Raw genomic sequence first — 19,265 nt, 5'->3', positions numbered from 1 at the left:
GATTGACATGACAATGACTGCAGACGCTCAGACGACGGCGGACCGGGCACCCGTGCCCGAGGTCCGTCCGGGCTGGGAACGTCCAGGTCTGCTGGCGTTGCTCGCCGGCACCGCGATGCTCTACCTGTGGGGGCTGGGCGCCAACGGCTGGGCCAACAGCTACTACGCCGCCGCTGCGCAGGCAGGTACCCAGGACTGGAAGGCCTGGCTGTTCGGATCGTTCGACGCGGGCAACGCCATCACGGTGGACAAACCGCCGGCCGCACTGTGGGCAATGGCCTTGTCCGGCAGGCTGTTCGGTTTCAGCGAGTTCACCATGCTGTTGCCGCAGGCGTTGATGGGCGTGGCCTCGGTGGCAGTGTTGTACGCCGTGGTTCGGCGCAGCAGTGGACCCGCAGCCGGGCTGATCGCCGGTGCCGCGCTGGCGCTGACGCCGGTCGCGGCGCTGATGTTCCGGTACAACAATCCCGATGCGCTGCTGGTGCTGTTGCTGGTGGTGGCGGCGTACTGCATGGTGCGGGCCACCCAGCAGGGCAGTATGCGGTGGGTGGCGCTGTCGGGGTGCGCGGTCGGTTTCGCGTTCCTGACCAAGATGCTGCAGGCGTTCCTGGTGGTCCCCGCGCTGAGCGTCGTGTTCCTGGTCGCCGCACCGATGACCTTCTGGAAGCGCATCGGCGGACTGCTGGTCGCGCTGGTGTCCGCGGTGGTCTCGGCGGGCTGGTACATCGCGCTGGTGAGTCTGTGGCCGGCGGATGCCCGGCCCTATATCGCCGGGTCGAGCGATAACAGCCTGCTGCAGTTGGCGTTCGGCTACAACGGTATCGACCGCATCGTCGGTCAGGGTCAGCCCGGTGGTGGCCCCGGCCCGGGCGGTCCCGGCGGTGGGGGAGCGAACCTGTTCTTCGGCGGTGATCCGGGCATCGGCAGGCTCTTCGGGGCGTCCATGGGCGCCGAGGCGTCCTGGCTGCTGCCGGCGGCACTGCTCGGTCTGGTCGCGGTGCTGTGGCTCACGCGGCACGCCGCGCGCACCGATATCGTGCGGGCCTCGGCGTTGATGTGGGGCACCTGGCTGCTGATCACCGGTGCGGTGTTCAGCTTCATGGACGGCATCATCCACCCGTATTACACGGTCGCGCTCGCGCCTGCGGTGGCAGCGCTGGTGGGTATTTCGGCGGTGGAGCTGTGGCGCCGCCGCACGCACATGGCAGCTCGCGTGGTGTTGGCGCTGAGCCTGGCGGGCACCGGTGGGTGGACATTCGCGCTGCTGTCCCGCCATCCCGAATGGTGGCCGGGTGTGCGGTGGTCGGTGCTGATCGTGTCCGTGGTGGTCGCGGTCGTATTGGCCGTCGGCGCCCACCGGCTGGGCCGGGCGGCCACGGCTGCGCTGGTGGCCGCGGCCCTGCTGGCCGGTGGCGCGGGCAGTGCCGCGTGGGCGGTGGCGACCGTCGCTGCCGGAAGCGGCGGTGGACCGGTCGCGGTGTCGGGTCCCGCCCAGCAACACGACGACTTCGGGCCCGGCGGTCCGGGTGGGCCGGGCCGGCCGGGTGCACGCGTCGACGACGCGGCGTTGGCCGAGTTGGTGACCGGGTTGGACAACCGTTGGGCCGCAGCGACAGTGGGGTCCATGATGGCCGGAGACCTGGAACTCAAGAGCGGTGCGTCGATCATGTCGATCGGCGGCTTCACGGGTGGCGACAACTCGCCGACACTGCAACAGTTCCAGGACTACGTGGCGGCCGGAGACGTGCGGTACTTCATCGCTGGTGAACGGTTCGGCCCTGGCGGGCAGCGCGACGGGGCGGGCACCCAGATCACCGAGTGGGTGCAGCAGAACTTCCGCAAGCTCGATATCGGTGGCAGTGCGGTGTACGACCTGAGCAGCCCGCTCAACTAGCGACTTGCGCACATTCAGTAGCGCCCACCGTTACTGAATGTGCGTAAATCGCGTGGTCGACTAGATTTCCTGCGGTGTCAGCGCCCAAGAGCCCGCCGCCGTTCCCCCGGGGGATGGCCCTGTTGGTGGCCGGGGCGTTCTTCATGGAGATCCTCGACGCCACCATCATCACGCCCGCCATCCCGCTGATCGCATCGTCGTTCGGCGTCGAGGCCGTGGATGTGAACGTGGCGATCTCGGCCTATCTGGTCACCGTGGCGGTGCTGATTCCGGCCACCGGGTGGATGGCCGACCGGTTCGGCATCCGGCCGGTCTTCCTGGCCGCGATCGTGGTGTTCACCCTGGCCTCGGTCGGCTGCGCGCTCAGTACCTCGCTGCCGATGCTGGTCGGGATGCGCGTCGTGCAGGGCATCGGCGGCGCGATGATGGTGCCGGTCGGCCGGTTAGCGGTGCTGCGTCACAGCGCCAAAACCGATCTGGTGCGGGCCATCGCCCTGCTCACCTGGCCGGCGCTGGCGGCCCCGGTGCTGGCGCCTGTGCTGGGTGGCGCCATCGCGACTGTCGGCAGTTGGCGGTGGATCTTCATCGTCAACATCCCGCTGGGCATCGTAGGTTTTGCCTTGGCGCTCAGGCTGGTTCGCGGCGGGCCCGCCGAGTCGGTGCGCAGGCTGGACTGGGTGGGCATGGTGCTGCTCGGCAGCGGTATCGCTGCGGCGCTGATCGCGTTCGAGAGCATCCGCCTCGCCGGGACGGACTGGCTGCTGGTGGGTGCCTGCGGCGCGGGGGCGCTGGTGCTGCTCGCGGTGGCGCTGTGGCATCTGCTGCGGTCGGCCTCGCCGTTGGTCAAGCTGCCGGTGCTGCGGGTGCGGACGTTGCGCATCACGGTGACTGCTGGGTCGCTGTACCGGATGGTGATCACCGCGGTGCCGTTCCTGTTACCGCTGAAGTTCGTGCTGGAGTTCGGGTGGACGCCGTTGCAGGCGGGGTTGATGGTGGCCGTGCTGTTCGCCGGCAACCTGACCATCAAGCCGGCCACCACCCCGCTGATGCGCCGATTCGGCATTCGCACGGTGCTGGTGGTCAACGGCGTCGCCTCGGTGCTGTGTTTCGGCGTGCTGGCGCTGGTCCACCCCGGCATGCCGGTGGTGCTCATCGGGCTCGTGCTCTATGTCAGCGGCGCCTTGCGATCGATCGGATTCACCGCCTACAACAGCCTGGCCTTCTCCGATGTCGACGGTGATGACCTCACCCACGCGAACACGTTGAACGCGTCGGTGCAGGAACTGGCGGCCGGTCTGGGTATCGCGGTGGCGGCCCTGCTGGTGAGCCAGCTGGCGTCCTACTCGGCGACGTTCCTGGTGCTGGGGGCGGTGCTGGCAGTGACGCTGGTGGAATCGCTCCGGCTGCCCCGTGCGGCCGGTGCCCATGTGACCGGCCGCTGAGGGATTTGTGCGAGATCGGTAACGCTGACCGTTACCGATCTCGCACAAATCGCGGGGCGGGCACGTCGAATCGTTGACATCAGCGGCACATGACGGTTTAATACCCAACCATGATTGCAATTCTGGTCATATCTACCAACTTTACGGAGATGCCATGACGGCTTCCGCCGACCTCGACCCGGCAGCCGCCCGTTACGAGCTCAGCCACCTGCGTGCGCTGGAGGCCGAGGCGATCCACATCATCCGCGAGGTGGCCGCGGAGTTCGAGAAGCCGGTGCTGCTGTTCTCCGGCGGCAAGGACTCCATCGTCATGCTGCACCTGGCCATCAAGGCGTTCGCGCCCGGCCGGCTGCCGTTCCCGGTCATGCACGTCGACACCGGGCACAACTTCGACGAGGTGCTCCAGGTCCGCGACGAGATGGTGGCCGAGCACGGAGTGCGTCTGGTCGTGGCCAAGGTGCAGGACGATATCGACGCCGGCCGGGTCGTCGAGACGATTCCGTCGCGCAATCCGATGCAGACCTTCACGTTGCTGCGCGCCATCCGCGAGAACAAGTTCGACGCCGCGTTCGGCGGCGCCCGCCGCGATGAGGAGAAGGCCCGCGCCAAGGAGCGGGTGTTCTCCTTCCGTGACGAGTTCGGGCAGTGGGATCCGAAGGCACAGCGACCGGAACTGTGGAACCTGTACAACGGCCGTCATCACAAGGGCGAGCACATCCGTGCCTTCCCCATCTCGAACTGGACCGAGTTCGACATCTGGTCCTACATCGGGGCCGAGAAGATCACGCTGCCGTCCATCTACTACGCGCATCAGCGCCAGGTGTTCGAGCGCGACGGCATGCTGCTGGCGGTGCACAAGTTCCTGCAGCCGCGCAAGGACGAGCCGGTTATCGAGAAGACCGTGCGGTTCCGCACCGTCGGTGACGTCACCTGCACCGGCTGTGTGGAGTCGTTGGCGGGCACCGTTTCCGAGGTGATCGCCGAGACCGCGGTCTCCCGACTCACCGAGCGCGGCGCGACCCGCGCCGATGACCGCATCTCTGAAGCAGGTATGGAAGATCGCAAGCGCGAGGGGTACTTCTGATGGCAACGCTTCTTCGCATCGCGACCGCCGGGTCCGTCGACGACGGCAAGTCGACGCTGATCGGCCGGCTGCTGTTCGACTCCAAGGCCGTCATGGAGGACCAGCTGGCCGCCGTCGAGCGCACCTCCAAGGAACGCGGTAACGACTACACCGACCTGGCTTTGGTGACCGATGGTCTGCGCGCCGAACGGGAGCAGGGCATCACCATCGATGTCGCCTACCGGTACTTCGCCACCGCCAAGCGCAAATTCATCATCGCCGACACCCCCGGGCACGTGCAGTACACCCGCAACATGGTGACGGGCGCCTCGACGGCGCAGTTGGTGATCGTGCTGGTCGACGCCCGGCACGGGCTGCTCGAGCAGTCACGTCGGCACGCCTTCCTGGCCTCGTTGCTCGGTATCCAGCACATCGTGCTGGCCGTCAACAAGATGGACCTTGTGGAATGGGATGAGCAGCGGTTCAACAAGATTCGCGATGATTTCCATGAGTTCGCGGCGCGCCTGGACATTCACGATGTGACCACCATCCCGCTGTCGGCGCTCAACGGCGACAACGTCGTCACCAAATCCGATGTGGCACCCTGGTACGAGGGTCCGGCGCTGCTGAATCACCTCGAAGAGGTGTACGTCGCCGGTGACCGCAACCTGGTCGACGTCCGCTTCCCGGTGCAGTACGTCATCCGGCCGCAGACCCGCGAGCACGCCGACCATCGCAGCTACGCGGGCACCATCGCCGGCGGTGTCATGCGTCCCGGTGACGAGGTCGTGGTGCTGCCTGCGGGGAAGACCACTCGTATCACCGAGATCTCGGGTCCGTCCGGTCCGGTGGATGAGGCTTTCACGTCGATGGCGGTGTCGATCAGCCTCGCCGACGATATCGACATCTCCCGTGGCGACATGATCGCCCGGCCGAACAATCAGCCCGATGTCACGCAGGAGTTCGACGCCACCGTGTGTTGGATGGCCGACGGCGCGGCGCTCGAACCGGGCCGCGACTACATCATCAAGCACACCACCCGCACCACCAGAGCGCGGGTGACCGCACTCGACTACCGCCTCGATGTCAACACCCTGCATCGCGACAAGAGCGCAACGGCGTTGAAAATCAACGAACTCGGCCGTGTCACGCTGCGCACCCAGGTTCCGCTGCTGCTCGACGAGTACTCCCGCAACCCGGCCACCGGGTCGTTCATCCTCATCGATCCCGACAACAACGGCACCGTCGCCGCGGGCATGGTGCGCGACACCGAACCGGCGGCCAACCGTGCCGCCAGTCCCAACGCGGTGCGTCACCAGAACCTCGTGAGCGCTGACGACCGGCTGTCGAAGGGCTCGACGGTGTGGTTCACCGGTCTGTCCGGATCCGGAAAGTCCTCGGTGGCAATGCTTGTCGAGCAGAAGCTGCTGGCCGCCGGGCGGCCCGCCTATGTGCTCGACGGAGACAACCTGCGCCACGGACTCAACGCCGACCTGGGATTCTCGATGGATGATCGCGCCGAGAACCTGCGCCGACTCGCGCACATCGCGACGCTGCTCGCCGACTCGGGGCAGATCGTGCTGGTCCCGGCGATCAGCCCGCTGGAGGCGCATCGCGAACTCGCCCGCACGGTGCACGCCGAGCGGGGCTTCGACTTCTACGAGGTGTTCTGCGACACCCCGCTGGAGGACTGCGAACGCCGCGATCCCAAGGGTCTCTACGCAAAGGCTCGCCGCGGTGAGATCACACACTTCACCGGTATCGACAGCCCTTACCAGCGACCGAAGAATCCGGATCTGCGGTTGACTCCGGAGCAGTCCGCGGAAGAACTGGCGCAACAGGTGGTCGACCTGTTGGGTAGTCGGGAATGATCGCCGGCGAGCAGCCGAAGGCGGATCGCGCATGAGCAATGATCACGAACTCGCCGGCAGGCTCGCGACCGAGGCTGGGGAACTCCTGCTGGAAGTGCGTGTCGAGTTCGCCGACGCCGAGTCCGCGGACCGGAAGGCGGCGGGGGACAGGCGGTCCCACGAGTTCCTGATGGCCGCACTGGCCGAGCACCGGCCCGACGACGCGGTCCTTTCGGAGGAGGGTGCCGACGACAAGGTCCGGCTGAACTCCGATCGAGTGTGGATCGTCGACCCGCTGGACGGCACCCGTGAGTTCTCCGAACTCGGCCGCCAGGACTGGGCGGTGCACGTGGCCCTCTGGGAGCGGGGCGAACTGGTCGCCGGTGCGGTGGCACTGCCCGCGCAGGGCGTCACGCTGGCCACCCCGACGGTGATCGCACCTGCGGCCGCTCCCGGCGCCCCGCGCGTCGTGGTGTCGCGCACCCGGCCTCCCGCGGTCGCGCTCGCGGTACGTGATGCCCTCGGTGGCACTCTGGTCGAAATGGGCTCTGCGGGAGCTAAAGTCGCCTCCGTGGTGCAGGGCATCTCCGATGTGTACGTGCATGCCGGCGGTCAGTACGAGTGGGATTCGGCGGCGCCGGTGGCGGTGGCCCGGGCGGCGGGGTTGTTCACCTCGCGGATCGACGGGTCCCGGCTGGTCTACAACCAGTCCAACGTGTCGCTGCCCGACCTCATCGTGTGCCGCCCCGAGTTGGCCGACGCGGTGCTGGCGGTCACCAAGTCACACTGAGGTTCGGGCCCCCACCGTTGCCGCAGCGCGGCTGGCATCCAGCCGGCTCCGGACCAGTCCGATCTCGTCCTACCGCAGCGTGTCTGGAGCACTGACTGTCACGCCGGCTGAGGGCCCGCCTCGTCGGCAGGTCGAAGTTGTTCGACAATCGATGTCACCCAGCGATTCACCTGCGCCTCATCGCGCCAATCGCCTGCCTTGGTCTTGGCCATGGCGCTGGCCGGGAATCCCTTGGCATCCGGCGCGAGTCGGCCGCCGAATGTGATGTGTCCGCGGGCGTTCACCCGGTCGATGAGCTTGGCGACCTGCGCTGTGGGTGCTATGGAACGCCGGGCTGCGCTGTCATCCAGGGGTCCACTGCTGACCAGCCAGACCGGCATCGTGCGCAGGCTCTCGGTGTTGAGCCGCACGAAGCACCGGGCATCGCGGTGCCACCGGTTGGCGTACAGGGCCCCCGCGACGATGACAGCGTCGAGTCCGGTCAGAGTCCGGATGTCGCGGGCCGGTGTCACCGAGACTTCGCAACCCGCTGTTGCCAACGCGTCACCGATCATCGTGGCCAGGCCTGCGGTGCCTTGACGCTTGGATCCGAATGCGACGAGGACCCGGATCATCGGTCTCCTCTTATCTGGGAGACCTGGGACTTCGGCAATGCCCGAGCGTCGGCGTCGATCTGGTGGAGCGTGGTTCGCATGATGTGACCGACGAATGGCCGGATCAACCACCAGTAGCGCAGAAAGCGTTGTCGCGAAACGGGATCGGTAGTCACCGTGCGGCACTCGTAGCTGAGCAGAGTTGAGGAGGCGCCGTACGGCATGACGGAGAAGTTCGCGGCGATCTTGCCCCAGCCAGACTCCTGGAATGCAGGGAAGTCGGCGGCCGCGACATCACGCCACTCGATGGTGGGCTGCCAGAACTTCCCGACCGCGCCGAATGCCACCTCACGATCGCGCTGTTCGCCGAGAAACGTCCACCCCGGCAGTTCCATGTCCTCGCCGATCACGAGCCTGGGGACCGGAGTGGGTGCGGCCGCACCGCGGACCCTGGCCGGCAAGCCGCGCAGCCACATCGACAGGTCCAACAAGGGTGAGTGCAGTGTCAACAGGTCGAGTGCCCGGGCTGCCGCAAAGGTAGTGGCCGGATCGGCACCGACGATGATGTGCTCGGCAATGTCGACATCGTAGGTCGGCATGGCCAATTCGATGAGGAGCGCCGCGGAGTCGGACTTGGTCATGGTTGCCATGTTCGGCCGGCCGGCGGCTCAACGGCTAGAGCCAATGGTCCTCAATGCAACCCCACTGATCAAGCGTTGGTCAGCGCCCCGTCGCGCCGTCGATCAGTTCGCGCAGGATGTCGGCGTGGCCGGCATGGCGGCCGGTCTCCTCGATCATGTGGGTCAACGCCCAGCGGACGCTGGGGGAGTCCTTTTCGGGCACCGGGTCGGCCAGGTCGGTACACCGGTCGAGCGCATCGTTGGCCTCCCGTACAACCGATCGGTAGCGGTCGACGATGTCGGCCACGGTGTCGCCGGGGTCGGCGTGAAACGTCGCGGGCCAATCGGTGACCTTGTCCCCGAGGAAGATCCAGCGTTCCACACAGGTGACGTGGTGGAGCAGACCGAGCAGATTGGTGCCCGATGGCACGAGGGCGGTCCGCACCTGCGGTTCGGGAGCACCGTCCACCTTCGCGGCCAGCGAGGTCCGCAGATAGTCGAGAAAACCGCGCAGCGTCTCGACCTCGCTGCCCCCGGTCCGAGGCGGTGGGACATCGCGTCGTCGGGCCGGCACCGCACCAGTCTGGTGCACGCCAGTGCTCGGAATCAGCACCCTTGCCGTTCTGGCAAGGGCAACTAGGCTGAACCACATGAGTCGCCCCACCCTGCGCAACCTGGTCGACCTACCTTCTGCGCCGCCCCCGCTTCGGGATTCGGCGCTGGTGCTGGTGGACTGCCAGAACACCTACACCTACGGGGTGATGGAACTCGACGGCGTGCAGGCCGCACTGGAGGAGACCGCCGCGCTGCTGGACCGGGCCCGCACCGCGGGTATCCCGGTCATCCACATCCAGCACAACGGCGGGCCGGGTTCGCCCTATGACATCACCGCGGAGGTCGGGGCGATCGTCGATTCGGTCGCCCCGCGCGACGGTGAGCCGGTGGTGGTCAAGCAGTTCCCGAACTCGTTCGTGCAGACCGATCTCGACGAACGCCTCAAGACCGTCGGCGCCACCAACCTGGTGCTGGCCGGGTTCATGACGCACATGTGCATCAACTCCACCGCCCGCGGCGGATTCAGCCTCGGCTACGCGCCGACGGTCGTCGCCAGTGCCACCGCGACCCGGTCGCTGCCCGGTGTGGGTGGCGAGACCGTGGCCGCGGCCGCGCTGCAGTCGGCCAGCCTGGCCGCCCTGTCCGACCTGTTCGCCGTGGTGGTTCCCGACGTTGCTGCCGTGCCCGACTGAACACCGTGCGCCAGGCGAGGGAGGCCTGGCTGCAGCGCGTGACTGGATACTCCGGCAGTGGCATGACTTCGTCGGGCCGGAAGCCACTCGCACCGATAACGTCCGCACGCTGACGCTCGCGGCGGTGGGCGGGCTCGCGGCGCACCGCCTGTCCCGGCACGACGTCAGCGTCACCGACGGGCTGGTGCTCGACGGTTTGGCCGTGGACCTGTGGGGCGGCGCGTGGGCCAACAACACCCGCGCGTGTGCGCGCTGGTATGAACGGCCCGGCCAGACCAATCGGGATCACCTGACGTTCGCCGCCGCGCACCTGCATCCGCTGGCCTACGCCTGGATCGACCGCCACCACCGGGCGAACCCGACCGTGAGGGCGGCCGCCCACTATGGGTATCTGCTGGGCGCCACACTGGTGATCCGCGCGCGTCCGCGGCACCGCCGCCTGCTCGGTGTCCTGACCACCGTGGGTGGGGTCGCGCTGGACCGGGCGTTGGGTCCCTCAGCGCCGCGCCGTGGTTCGGCCCGGTGTTCTACGCCAAGCTGCTCCTCGGACATGCGTCGGCGGCCCGGTGGTCGGATGCGGAACTCGCGGCAGCGCCGGATCTCGGCGCAATCCGGTGATCGCCGAAAATTACCGTGCAGAACCGCACGACTGCGGCCAAGCTGGTACCTGTGAACACCGAGCCCGCAGCAGGTCAACCGTCCACCCGGGTCAGCCGGTTGCGGGAGAAGCAACGCACCGAACGCGAGGGGCTCGACGATCTGCTCGACAGCACACCGCTGGCGACGGTGGCGCTGATCCGCGATGGCCATCCGGTGGTCTTCCCGACCGGATTCGCCCGCCTCGGTGACGATCTGGTGATCCACGGGTCCACCGGTTCGCCGTGGATGCGGGCACTGGCGGCCGGTGCCCAGGCCGCGGTGTCGGTGACTGCGCTGGACGGAGTCATGGTGGCGCGCAGCGGGTTCGAATCGTCGTTCCACTACCGCAGCGCGACGCTGTTCGGCACCTTCGCGGTCGTGCCCGACGCGGACAAGAACCGTTATCTGCAAGCGCTGACCGATGCCTTCATTCCCGGGCGGGTGGCCGAGTTGCGGGCCAGCACCGAACGGGAACTCGCGGCCAGCCTCGCGCTGCGACTGCCGATCGTCGCCGACAACTGGTCGCTGAAGGTCAGCGCCGGCTGGCCCGAGGACCCCGAGTCCGACGTGGCCGCCGGCGCCTGGGCCGGGGTGGTGCCGCTGACCGTCGGCTACGGCACCCCGCAGCGCGCACCGGACTGCGATCCGGCGACCCCGCTGCCCGCATCGGTGCACGCCATGACCGGTCCGCTACGCAACGCCGCACCGCCACTTCGCTGAACAGCGGGACCACAATGGCACAATTCGCGGTATGCGGATGTCGGCGAAGGCGGAATACGCCGTCCGCGCCATGATCCAGCTGGCCACCGTCGAGAACGGGTGCCTGGTGAAGACCGACGATCTGGCCAAGGCGCAGGGCATTCCCGCGCAGTTCCTGGTCGACATCCTGTCCGACCTGCGGACCGACCGGCTGGTGCGCAGCCATCGCGGCCGCGACGGCGGCTACGCGCTGGCCCGCCCAGCCGCCGATATCAGCATCGCCGACGTGCTGCGCTGTATCGACGGGCCGCTGGCCAGCGTTCGCGATATCGGTCTGGGTGACTTGCCGTATTCGGGTCCGACGGCGTCGCTGACCGATGTGTGGCGGGCGCTACGGGCCAGCATGCGTTCGGTGCTGGAGGAAACCAGCCTGGCCCACGTGGCTGCCGGCTCCCTGCCCGAGCATGTCGGGTCGCTGGCCCGCGCTTACCTGGATCAGGAATCAGACCGGGGTCACGCGGCCACCTGAGGGCTGCAATCGCAATGTCACCCTGGGGGCGGCGCCGCGCATATATATCCACGGCGGCGCTCTCAGGGTGACATTGCGTCAGCCGGCCACGTCAGCGGCCGATGGACCGCAGCGTGTCGACCGAGATCTCGCCGTCGCGCGTGGTCGCGGTCACCGTGGCGGCCGCCCGCGCAGAATCGGTGGTCTGGGGCACCCGCACCGACGCCGAGCCGTCATCGGATTGGGCCCGCACCAGGTAGGGGCCCGGGGTCGGCAGCGCAAGGTCGACGTCACCGTCGCGGGTGGTGGCCTCGATTTGCGGCGGTGCGTCGGCGAACCGCACCTGCACATCGCCGTCCCGTGTCTCGGCGGTGAACGACTCGCCGACCGAGATCGGTTGGCGGGTATGAATTCCGCCGTCGCGGGCGCGCACCTCGATCCGGCGCACCGTGCCGCGCAGCAGCACCGTGCCGTCGGTGGTGGTGGCGGTCAGCTCGTCCAGGTCGGCCTCGGCGATCAACACGCCGTTGTCCTGGCGCACCGTCACCGCCAACTGGCGGCCCAACTCCGGGGCACGGTGACGGTGAGTTCACCGGGATCACCCCAGGCCAGGAAGCTGCTCGGGGCGTCGACACGCAACAGTGTGCCGCTCGCACCGGTGGTGACGGTCAGCTCTTCGCGATCACCGCGGTCGGTGGTCACCATGCGGACATCCACCCGCGGTGTGGTGGCGTCGCGGTCGCTGACGATGCGCACCGCCATCGGAGATGACGCGGTTTCGACCGTGAGCGCACGCATGTTCGCGGGTAGGTCCCGATGGTCGGTGACCAGGCGGAACGCGCTCAGGCCCACCGCGGCCGCAGTCAGCAGGGCCAGGGTGATCGCGATGACCGTGACGGCCGCGATCACCAGCGCGGCGCGTGCCGCCGTGCGCCCGCCCGGTGACAGGGGCGGCGGGCCGGGGGGAGTGAGTGTGGTGGTCATGTGGTTCCCTCTCGGGTCGGCACGGATCAGGATTCGAGGTATCGCAGAACCGCGAGCACCCGACGGTTCTCGCTGTCGTCGGGAGCCAGTTGCAACTTGGTGAAGATGGAGGCGATGTGCTTTTCGGCGGACCCGACCGAGATATGCAGCGCCGCGCTGATCGCCGAGTTCGTCTTGCCCTCGGCCATCAGTTGGAGGACTTCCTGCTCGCGCGGGGTCAGCGCGTCCAGCGTGGCGCGCCGCCGCGAACGCACCAGGATCTGGGAGACGACCTCGGGGTCCAATACGGTGCCGCCGGCGCCGACGACCCGCACGGCGTCGAGAAAGGCCGGCACGTCGGCTATCCGGTCCTTCAGGAGGTAGCCGAAACCCTTTGTGTCCGAGGCGATCAGGTCGGCGGCGTAGCGTTCCTCGACATAGTGCGAGAGCACCAGGACCGGTGAATCCGGGTTCTGGGACCGTAGCAGTGCCGCGGCGCGGATGCCCTCGTCGGTGAAGGTGGGTGGCATCCGGACATCCAGGATGGCCAGGTCGGGGTTCTCGTCGTTGACGATTCGCAGCAGCTCGGTGGCATCCGGGACGCCGGCGACGATCTCATGCCCGGCGTCGGCGAGGATGCGTTCGATCCCGGCGCGCAGCAGCGCGGAGTCCTCGGCGATCACGATGCGCATGGCAGCACCGCCGTGACGATCGTGGGGCCGGTGACCGGACTGGACACCGTGAAGGTGCCACGGGCCGCCCGCACCCGTTCGGCCAGGCCGCGCAGGCCCGTCGAATCCTCGTCGCTGTCGATGTGTGCGCCGCCGCGACCGTCGTCGAACACCGAGACGTGCAGGGTGTTGGCGGCCTCGTCGGTGCGCACCGTCACCACCGCCTGGGTGGCGTCGGCGTGCCTGGCCACATTCGTCAGCGCCTCGGCGACGACGAAGTAGGCGCACGCCTCAACCTCCTCGGGCAGCCGGGCCGGCAGGTGGATATCGAGAGTGGTTGGCACACCTGAGGTTTCGGTCCGCTGCACCACCGCCGAGAGTGCGGCGTCCAGACCGCGATCGGCCAGGATGGTCGGGGCGATACCGCGTACCACGTTGCGTAACTCGGCCAGTGCGCTCATCGCGTCACCGTGGGCCTCGGTGATCAGCTTGCGTGCGGTGGGCAGGTCGTTGTCCAGTTTCGTCTGGGCCAGCCCGATGGTCATGGCCAGCGACACCAGTCGCGGCTGCACGCTGTCGTGCAGATCGCGTTCGATGCGGTGCCGCTCGGTCTGTGCCGAGGTGACCGCGCCCGCCCGGGCCTGCGACAGGGCACTCACTTCGTGCTGGAGCGCGGCGGTCGGCGAGGCCGACAACAGCCAGCGGTCGATCCTGGCATCCAGGGCGGGCGCGAAGACCAGGATCGCCACCGCCGCCACCAACCCCAGCACCGCCAGCAGCCACGCGAGTGCCGGCGAGATGAACCGCAGTCCGGCGTCGTCATCGCTGCGCTGAATCGCCAGCGCGGCGGCCGGGCCGAGGAAGGCGAAGGTGAGCAGCGCGACCGCCAGCCCGGTGACCAACAGGTCATAGGTCATCCGCAGGAAGTGCTGGCCGGTCGCCTTCCAGAACCGGGCACTGCTGATGTCGAGCCACAGCTGGTGGGCCCACCCTTGAAATCCGGTGTGGTGCGACCGTGGCCGTGCCGGCACCGGGATCTGCAGGCCGAAAACCGCTTCACTGCGCAGCCGTTCCACTCGTTCGACTCCGCGCATCAGATAGACGAACACCACGCACGCGAGCAGGAATCCGACGATGGAGAAGATCGATGAGATCCCGATGACGATGATGGACAGCGGAATCCAGAACCACACGACAGCCAGGAGCGCGCCGGTGATCATCGAAGCCGTCGGCACGACACCGATATGGCGGAAGCGTTGTTGGGGAGCTGGCTCCGCGGGGGCGGTGACGGGAGCAACCGACGTGATGGCGACCATGCCACCAACCTATGGACTCCCGCGCCCCGGCAACACCGCGTTTCCCCGCCGGCCTGGTGGGGGTTAACCCCCGGATCGGCCGATCCCGATGTCGATGTGGCGCTCCCGTGCCAGAATCGCCGACGTGCGAGTCGGAATGACGATGCCGGTCATGGAACCGGACCTGGACGCGGTGACCCTCAAGACCTGGGCGAAGGTGATCGATGACGGCCCGTTCTCGTCGTTGTGCTGGGGCGAACGCATCGCCTTCGACAATCCGGACTCGATGACGCTGCTCGGGGCGCTGGCCGCCTGGACCGACCGAGTGCGGTTGGTGACCACGGTGGTGGTGCCGCAACTGCACAACCCTGTGTCCTTGGCAAAATCTCTGGCCACCGGTGATGTGCTCAGCGGTGGCCGCCTGACGGTGGGCCTGGGCGTCGGTGGCAGACACGAGGACTACGAGGCGGTCGGCGCCGACACCGCCACCCAGACCATGCGCGCCATGGCCGAGCGGGTCGCGGTGATGAAGCGGGTCTGGGCGGGGGAGAAGGTCACCGACTCGGTGCTGCCGGTGGGGCCGCCGCCGGTGCAGCCGGGCGGGCCCGAGCTGCTGGTGGGCACCATCGGCCCCAAGACGGTGCGCAGCGCAGCGGGCTGGGCGGCCGGGCTGGCCGGCACCACCCTCGACCTCGACGCCGATCAACAGAATGCCCTGTTCGACGTGGCCCGTGAGGCGTGGGATGCGGCAGGCAAGCCGAAACCGCATCTGGCGACCTCGTTCTGGTTCGCGATCGGTGAACCGGACGCTGCGCGCGAGCAGGTGCGCCATCACCTGCTGCGCTACATGAACTGGATCCCCGAGGAGTTCGTCGACGCCATCGCCCCGACCACGGGATGGTCGGGCAGCCAGGACGAACTACTCGCCGTGCTGCGCCGTTTCGAGAGCATCGGCGCCGACGAGGTGCACCTGATCCCGACATCGGATGACATCGAGCAGGTGCGCCGCGTCGCCGAGGTGATCGGCGATCTCGGCTACACCGGCACCACGGCCGGCGCCGGAACGTAATTGACCGTGTAGGTGGCGGCGCTGCCCGGTGTCGTGATGATCTGGGTGGCACCGCCGCCGTGCTCCCAGTCGCCGAACACGTACTGCTGGCCGTTGACGGTCTGCGGCGAGATCGCACCCAGGGTGCGATTGACGCCGACCACGGCCTGCTCGGTGTACGTGCCGGTGTGCGGGATGCCGTCGATGGTGTACCTGGCGCCGTCGATATTGGATCCGAACGTGAGCGTCACCAGATTCGGGTGAATCTCCTTCTCCACCACGGTCTTCAGCCCACTGCTGTCGGTCACCGTCAGCACCACGTTGTAGTAGGTGTTGGACAGCTGGTGGAAATCGACCGGGATGTCGAAGGTCAGGTCCGGCCCGGTGACCTCGTTGATGAACGGGTGCGTGTGGTCGGCGTGATGGAACACCACCCGCCAGGAGAACGCGCTGTCCGCGAGCTGGCCACCACCGGGGATGTCCTGCGGGTCGGTGCCGGTGGCGCTGAACGACACCGTCTGGCCGGCGTTGTACATGTAGTCCTCGCCGGCGGGGACGTCGAAGTCGGCGACCGGCGGCGTGCTGCCGACCACGATGCGCTGGGTGGTGACGTTCTGCTTGCCCAGCTCATCGGTGACGGTGAGGGTGACGTCATAGGCGGTGTAGTTACCGGTGTTGGTGAACGTCACCGTCTGCGTTGCCGACGTCGAGGTCTGGCCGTTACCGAAGTCCCACGAGTAGGTCAGCGTGTCGTCGTCGGGATCGCTGGAGCCCCCGGCGTCGAAATCGACGGTGAGGCTGTTGCCGGCGCCCGAGGTTGCCGACGCGTCGATCACCGCGACCGGCGAGCGGTTGCCTTCGGATGGCCTGATCACCAGTAGCGCGCCCGGGTAGATGTTGAGCTGGTAGATCTCGCCTTCTGGCCCTTGGGTCAGCTTGACCACCGCGCCGGCGCCACTGTCGATGGTGCGCTCACCGATCAGGCTGGTGTATTCGTCATCGAAGGTCAGTTCGCGGATCCAGCCCAGCGAGTAGTCCGCGATCCAGACCGTCTTCTGGCCGGCGACCGGCGTGCCGTCGTCGTAGACCATGACGGCGGTGATGGACCCGTTGCCGAAACCGGTGGCGTGCGGGTAGGCGTACAGCGGATCGGCGAAGCCGCCGCCCTCGGCGCCTTCGGTGATCGGCCAGCCGTAGTTGGCGCCCGCCTTGATCAGGTTGAGTTCCTCCCAGTCGGCTTCGCCGACGTCGCCGGAGAGCACCGCACCGGTGTCGGGATCGACGCCGAATCGGAACGGGTTACGCAGGCCCAGAGCGAAGATGCGGTTGGTATTGGGGTCACCGCCCTCGACGTAGAACGGGTTGTCGGTCGCACCGGACCCGTCGCGGTTGATGCGCAGGATCTTTCCGTGGATGTTGGTCAGGTCCTGGGAGTTCTCGCTGGGGGAGGTGTTGTTGCCGACCGCCCAGTAGAGGTACTGGCCCGTCGGGTCGAACTTGAGTTCGCCGCCATGATGAAAGTCGTTGGCCAGCAGCGTCGACGTCACCAGCACCTGCTCGTCGAACAGGGTGTCGCCGACCAGCGTGAAACTTGAAAGTTGGTCGTAGTTCTGGGCATTGGTGTACGCCACGTAGATCTTCTGGTATCCCACCGCGTCGCTGTCCCAGAAGTTCGGATCCACCTCGATGCCGATGAGGCCGCGTTCGCCGTTGGCGGTGACCACCGAGAGGTTGGCCAGTGTGGTGATCTGCCCGGTATGCATGTCATAGGACTTGATCGCCCCCGACTTCTCGGTGATCAGGATCCGGTGAATATGGCTCGCGTCGCCGTCGTGCGCAATCAACTCGAAGTCGGTCGGCTCGTTCAGGCCGGAGACGAGGGTGGTGCGATCGAACTCCTCGGGCAGCACGATCCGGTCCTCACATTCGGCGACGAACGCGCCGATCTGAGCTGAGATGGTGCGCCCCCACGGCGAATTGCCGATCTCGCCGACCCATTGGCGCGCGTTGGCGCCGACCTGGTTGACCCACTGTCCGAGCAGCGAGCGGTTGAAGGCTCCGACCGCGATGTCCACCTGACGGCGCGCCCAACCGAGCACCGTCCACAGGATGGTGTTCTGTAGCGGATTGGCCGGCGCGTCCGCGGCCGCAGCAGGCGCCATCAGACCGCTGAAGAGATTGAGTGCGCCGTTGATGAGCGCGCACGCGCACGTGATGACGAAGTTCCTGGTGCCCTGGAAGACCTGATCGGGCGTCGGCAGGTGCAGCGCCGTCCCGATGGCTTTACCCCAGTCTCCCAACGAGTTCGGCGCCGCCGCGGGTGCGTGCAGCGGTGTGATGGCCGCGGACGCGGCGATCGCCGGGCCGGTGAGATCGGACTGCCGCGCCGAGAGCAGGGTGGTCGCGGTGTCCTCGGTCGCCGAAAGGTCGTCCTCGTCGCGGGAGGAGGTGTCGTCGGCCACCGGTGCGATCAGGGGCGCTTCCTCGGGTTCGGTGCCCGGGCTGGTTGCGGGATCGCCGCTTCCGGTTTCGGTCACGAGCTCAGGATCGTCCTCGGGTTCGAGATCGGTGTCGACGTCCGGATCGGTGTCGTCGTCGAGTTCGGTCTCCCCGTCCTCTCCGTCGAGCGGATCGGACTCGTCCTCGGTATCGTCGTCCTCGTCGGACGGCCCGTCATCATCGCCATCGACCGTCGTACCGGTTCCGGTCTCGGTCGCGCCACCGGTGGGCGACGGCGAAGTGCCGGTGCCTGTCGACGATGAACTGGAATCGGACCCTTGCGTCGTGTCGGCCCACGCCACGCCCGGTGCGGTGGCGAAAGCACCCGTGACGCCCAGCGCCACAGCAAGCGCGCCGACGCGACCGACGTATCTCGCGTACAACGATCCGGCGCCTGCGCCGAGGAGTGCCGTTCGGGCAGGCGCGGGCGCCGCTGAATGGGTGGGCACACGCCGACGTGACAGGTTTGTACCGGTCAGTGCATTGCAGTCGGCACCGAACATAGAGGTAGCGCGGTCGATGGACGCCATGGGACTCCCCCCGGAGCAATCAGAATGTGCCGCCGGACAGGCAGCGCTGATCACTATGGCATCCGAAATTACCGATTGGGTTAAGAACAGTAAACAAATGGCGCAGACCCGCAAAATATCTGGCGCGATCGGGCCGATGCCGGGCTAGCGATGGTGGGGAAGTTTGCCGTGCATCGCGATTCTCGGATACTTCGGCGTCAACTGGACAGGCCGGAGCGGCCGATCACCAGGCGCCGATCGGCGGGTCGAACACGAAGGAGCCATTGGACTCGAGGTTGAACGGGGCAGCCTTGGAGCCGACAACCGCCTTGGTGGAGTCGTGGACCTCGCCCTGTGCGGTCACCACGCCCAAATCGCCATTCCTGGTTTCACCCAGGCCGCGCGCCTCCCCGTAATCGGCGGAGCGCAGAGCGTTGTCGTCGATCAGCAACGCCTGGCGACTGGTGACCTGCGGGGAGGGCGCCACCTCGGTGACGTCAGCGTTGGCGATGGCGCTGCCGATGCTCATGAACGCCGCGGCGGCGGCGAAGGTGCCGAGACCGAATGCGGTGATCTTCGTGGTGGCAATCATCTCTGGGTGTCCCCTTTGTCTGGCGGCCCGTCGAGGCCGGATACCTGGAAACGCTACGGCCGCAAGCGCCACAATGGCGGCCGGGCAAGGCTATTCCCAACCAGTTCACAGGCGGTGGCTGACTAACTGTCAGGAACGGCGTTCTCTCGCCAGGCAGCGGTGAGGTAATGGACGCGCTCGGGCGTGAGGAGCGCTGTCACGGACTGGGCGATTTGGCCCCGCCTCCGCTGTGGCGGATCCGGTACGGGCGCATAGGCGTTGTGCCACAAGCAATGCCGTACGAGTATGCGGGCGACGGGCGCAAAGAGCTTGCCGGCGGGGATTCTGCTCCCCGCCGCCGGAC

Annotated in this window: 19 protein-coding genes; 10 read left to right on the top strand and 9 right to left on the bottom strand. The window is 67.6% G+C overall.

What is annotated here, in order from left to right:
* The first annotated feature begins 7 nt into the window (after positions 1-7).
* From C6A86_RS20750 to C6A86_RS20730, 5 genes are all read left to right on the top strand, one after another.
* Positions 8-1,894 carry a glycosyltransferase family 39 protein gene (locus tag C6A86_RS20750; RefSeq protein ID WP_105366752.1) on the top strand — a complete coding sequence of 629 codons (1,887 nt, stop codon included), beginning with the start codon at positions 8-10 and terminating at the stop codon, positions 1,892-1,894.
* 113 nt (positions 1,895-2,007) lie between these two features.
* Positions 2,008-3,336, top strand: coding sequence for an MFS transporter (locus C6A86_RS20745; protein WP_105366751.1), 1,329 nt, complete (start codon positions 2,008-2,010; stop codon positions 3,334-3,336).
* Positions 3,337-3,490: 154 nt separating this feature from the next.
* Positions 3,491-4,420, top strand: a complete 930-nt coding sequence (cysD, locus tag C6A86_RS20740; protein WP_105366750.1) for a sulfate adenylyltransferase subunit CysD — start codon at positions 3,491-3,493, stop codon at positions 4,418-4,420.
* On the top strand, positions 4,420-6,270 hold the full coding sequence (cysN, locus tag C6A86_RS20735; protein ID WP_105366749.1) for a sulfate adenylyltransferase subunit CysN: 1,851 nt from the start codon (positions 4,420-4,422) through the stop codon (positions 6,268-6,270). Before cysD ends, cysN begins: the two co-directional genes overlap by 1 nt.
* Before the next feature lie 31 nt (positions 6,271-6,301).
* Entirely contained in the window at positions 6,302-7,039 is a 738-nt protein-coding gene (locus C6A86_RS20730; RefSeq protein WP_105366748.1) for a 3'(2'),5'-bisphosphate nucleotidase CysQ, read from the top strand.
* Positions 7,040-7,137: 98 nt separating this feature from the next.
* Here C6A86_RS20730 and C6A86_RS20725 read toward each other — a convergent pair whose 3' ends face one another.
* From C6A86_RS20725 to C6A86_RS20715, 3 genes are all read right to left on the bottom strand, one after another.
* Entirely contained in the window at positions 7,138-7,653 is a 516-nt protein-coding gene (locus C6A86_RS20725; RefSeq protein ID WP_105366747.1) for a flavodoxin domain-containing protein, read from the bottom strand.
* The gene (locus tag C6A86_RS20720) at positions 7,650-8,273 is read right to left on the bottom strand and encodes a hypothetical protein (protein ID WP_142407106.1); all 624 of its coding nucleotides are present in this window, start codon (positions 8,271-8,273) and stop codon (positions 7,650-7,652) included. Before C6A86_RS20720 ends, C6A86_RS20725 begins: the two co-directional genes overlap by 4 nt.
* Positions 8,274-8,352: 79 nt before the next feature.
* Positions 8,353-8,826 carry a DinB family protein gene (locus tag C6A86_RS20715; RefSeq protein ID WP_233213298.1) on the bottom strand — a complete coding sequence of 158 codons (474 nt, stop codon included), beginning with the start codon at positions 8,824-8,826 and terminating at the stop codon, positions 8,353-8,355.
* A 76-nt stretch (positions 8,827-8,902) separates the two neighbouring features.
* On the opposite strand from C6A86_RS20715, the gene C6A86_RS20710 reads away from it, so the two are divergent.
* From C6A86_RS20710 to C6A86_RS20695, 4 genes are all read left to right on the top strand, one after another.
* Positions 8,903-9,499 carry a cysteine hydrolase family protein gene (locus tag C6A86_RS20710; RefSeq protein ID WP_105366744.1) on the top strand — a complete coding sequence of 199 codons (597 nt, stop codon included), beginning with the start codon at positions 8,903-8,905 and terminating at the stop codon, positions 9,497-9,499.
* Positions 9,500-9,623: 124 nt separating this feature from the next.
* Complete coding sequence (locus C6A86_RS20705; RefSeq protein ID WP_311100843.1) at positions 9,624-10,172, top strand: hypothetical protein; 549 nt, start codon at positions 9,624-9,626, stop codon at positions 10,170-10,172.
* Positions 10,169-10,858 (top strand): pyridoxamine 5'-phosphate oxidase family protein, encoded by a 690-nt coding sequence (locus tag C6A86_RS20700; protein WP_199196475.1) that lies wholly within the window; start codon positions 10,169-10,171, stop codon positions 10,856-10,858. Before C6A86_RS20705 ends, C6A86_RS20700 begins: the two co-directional genes overlap by 4 nt.
* A 31-nt stretch (positions 10,859-10,889) precedes the next feature.
* On the top strand, positions 10,890-11,366 hold the full coding sequence (locus C6A86_RS20695) for an RrF2 family transcriptional regulator (RefSeq protein ID WP_105366742.1): 477 nt from the start codon (positions 10,890-10,892) through the stop codon (positions 11,364-11,366).
* A gap of 91 nt (positions 11,367-11,457) precedes the next feature.
* Here the strand turns inward: C6A86_RS20695 and C6A86_RS20690 are convergent, their stop codons facing one another.
* The 4 genes from C6A86_RS20690 to C6A86_RS20675 are packed head-to-tail and all read right to left on the bottom strand — an operon-like array spanning position 11,458 to position 14,295.
* Positions 11,458-11,910, bottom strand: a complete 453-nt coding sequence (locus C6A86_RS20690) for a DUF4097 family beta strand repeat-containing protein (protein WP_311100842.1) — start codon at positions 11,908-11,910, stop codon at positions 11,458-11,460.
* Positions 11,889-12,329: a hypothetical protein gene (locus C6A86_RS20685; protein ID WP_311100841.1), complete on the bottom strand. Its 441-nt coding sequence runs from the start codon at positions 12,327-12,329 to the stop codon at positions 11,889-11,891. Before C6A86_RS20685 ends, C6A86_RS20690 begins: the two co-directional genes overlap by 22 nt.
* A gap of 26 nt (positions 12,330-12,355) precedes the next feature.
* Positions 12,356-13,000, bottom strand: a complete 645-nt coding sequence (locus C6A86_RS20680; RefSeq protein WP_105366740.1) for a response regulator transcription factor — start codon at positions 12,998-13,000, stop codon at positions 12,356-12,358.
* Complete coding sequence (locus C6A86_RS20675) at positions 12,988-14,295, bottom strand: sensor histidine kinase (RefSeq protein ID WP_199196474.1); 1,308 nt, start codon at positions 14,293-14,295, stop codon at positions 12,988-12,990. The genes C6A86_RS20680 and C6A86_RS20675 overlap by 13 nt, the downstream gene beginning before the upstream one ends.
* A gap of 136 nt (positions 14,296-14,431) precedes the next feature.
* On the opposite strand from C6A86_RS20675, the gene C6A86_RS20670 reads away from it, so the two are divergent.
* A complete protein-coding gene (locus tag C6A86_RS20670; protein WP_105366809.1) occupies positions 14,432-15,343 on the top strand; it encodes an LLM class flavin-dependent oxidoreductase in 912 nt (303 codons plus the stop codon).
* Here C6A86_RS20670 and C6A86_RS20665 read toward each other — a convergent pair.
* Together C6A86_RS20665 and C6A86_RS20660 are read right to left on the bottom strand one after the other, a co-directional pair.
* Entirely contained in the window at positions 15,310-18,270 is a 2,961-nt protein-coding gene (locus C6A86_RS20665) for a PQQ-dependent sugar dehydrogenase (protein WP_311100840.1), read from the bottom strand. The genes C6A86_RS20670 and C6A86_RS20665 overlap by 34 nt on opposite strands.
* A gap of 304 nt (positions 18,271-18,574) precedes the next feature.
* Complete coding sequence (locus C6A86_RS20660; RefSeq protein WP_105366737.1) at positions 18,575-18,922, bottom strand: hypothetical protein; 348 nt, start codon at positions 18,920-18,922, stop codon at positions 18,575-18,577.
* Positions 18,923-19,265 lie beyond the last annotated feature (343 nt).

Origin of the sequence: Mycobacterium sp. ITM-2016-00316, assembly GCF_002968335.2 — a bacterium.
In the GTDB taxonomy this organism is placed as follows: domain Bacteria; phylum Actinomycetota; class Actinomycetes; order Mycobacteriales; family Mycobacteriaceae; genus Mycobacterium.
Note: the sequence above shows the minus strand (reverse complement) of the source record. Positions and strands in the feature narration are given on the sequence as shown.

Excerpts from the sequence above, each read along its gene's own strand:
- C6A86_RS20685 (WP_311100841.1), bottom strand. The coding sequence starts at position 12,329 with ATGACCACCACACTCACTCCCCCCGGCCCGCCGCCCCTGTCACCGGGC.
- cysN (WP_105366749.1), top strand. The coding sequence starts at position 4,420 with ATGGCAACGCTTCTTCGCATCGCGACCGCCGGGTCCGTCGACGACGGC.
- C6A86_RS20750 (WP_105366752.1), top strand. The coding sequence starts at position 8 with ATGACAATGACTGCAGACGCTCAGACGACGGCGGACCGGGCACCCGTG.
- C6A86_RS20695 (WP_105366742.1), top strand. The coding sequence starts at position 10,890 with ATGCGGATGTCGGCGAAGGCGGAATACGCCGTCCGCGCCATGATCCAG.
- C6A86_RS20660 (WP_105366737.1), bottom strand. The coding sequence starts at position 18,922 with ATGATTGCCACCACGAAGATCACCGCATTCGGTCTCGGCACCTTCGCC.
- C6A86_RS20725 (WP_105366747.1), bottom strand. The coding sequence starts at position 7,653 with ATGATCCGGGTCCTCGTCGCATTCGGATCCAAGCGTCAAGGCACCGCA.
- C6A86_RS20680 (WP_105366740.1), bottom strand. The coding sequence starts at position 13,000 with ATGCGCATCGTGATCGCCGAGGACTCCGCGCTGCTGCGCGCCGGGATC.
- C6A86_RS20670 (WP_105366809.1), top strand. The coding sequence starts at position 14,432 with ATGACGATGCCGGTCATGGAACCGGACCTGGACGCGGTGACCCTCAAG.
- C6A86_RS20745 (WP_105366751.1), top strand. The coding sequence starts at position 2,008 with ATGGCCCTGTTGGTGGCCGGGGCGTTCTTCATGGAGATCCTCGACGCC.
- C6A86_RS20675 (WP_199196474.1), bottom strand. The coding sequence starts at position 14,295 with ATGGTCGCCATCACGTCGGTTGCTCCCGTCACCGCCCCCGCGGAGCCA.
- C6A86_RS20720 (WP_142407106.1), bottom strand. The coding sequence starts at position 8,273 with ATGACCAAGTCCGACTCCGCGGCGCTCCTCATCGAATTGGCCATGCCG.
- C6A86_RS20710 (WP_105366744.1), top strand. The coding sequence starts at position 8,903 with ATGAGTCGCCCCACCCTGCGCAACCTGGTCGACCTACCTTCTGCGCCG.
- C6A86_RS20730 (WP_105366748.1), top strand. The coding sequence starts at position 6,302 with ATGAGCAATGATCACGAACTCGCCGGCAGGCTCGCGACCGAGGCTGGG.
- cysD (WP_105366750.1), top strand. The coding sequence starts at position 3,491 with ATGACGGCTTCCGCCGACCTCGACCCGGCAGCCGCCCGTTACGAGCTC.